Origin of the sequence: Pseudomonas sp. 20P_3.2_Bac5, from assembly GCF_025466035.1 — a bacterium.
In the GTDB taxonomy this organism is placed as follows: Bacteria; Pseudomonadota; Gammaproteobacteria; order Pseudomonadales; family Pseudomonadaceae; genus Aquipseudomonas.
In genome coordinates this window covers 1-327 of the sequence record NZ_JANLOA010000089.1, presented here as the reverse complement: position 1 = coordinate 327, position 327 = coordinate 1, and the positions used below count along the sequence as shown (strand labels likewise).

Genomic DNA, 327 nt, shown 5'->3' with positions numbered 1-327 from the left:
ACCAGGTAGCTGGTCGGCAGCGGGGTCAGGTTGATGCTCAGGGTGCCGTCGCTGGCGTTGGTGAAGTCGCCGGTGACGGTCAGGTTGCCGTTCGGGCCGGGCTGCACGGTGCCTTTGTTGATCACGCTGTTGACGGTGCCGGTGCCGGTGAGGCCGGCGCGGTTGGCGACGACGATGTCGGCCGCCAGGGTATTGCCAACCGGCGCGGCGAACAGGGCCATGCGCGCGAACGCGGCCACCGGCGCGGCAGCGGCGGCGACCGTTTCACCCACTTGCAGCACGCCTTCCTGGATCAGGAAGTCGCCGCTGAAGCTGTGGTCGCCAGTA

Annotated in this window: 1 protein-coding gene; it reads right to left on the bottom strand. The window is 68.8% G+C overall.

The genetic code is table 11. The features are described 5' to 3' along the window. On the bottom strand, nt 1-327 hold a 327-nt coding region (locus tag NTD88_RS15760; RefSeq protein ID WP_410017283.1), incomplete at both ends, for a hypothetical protein.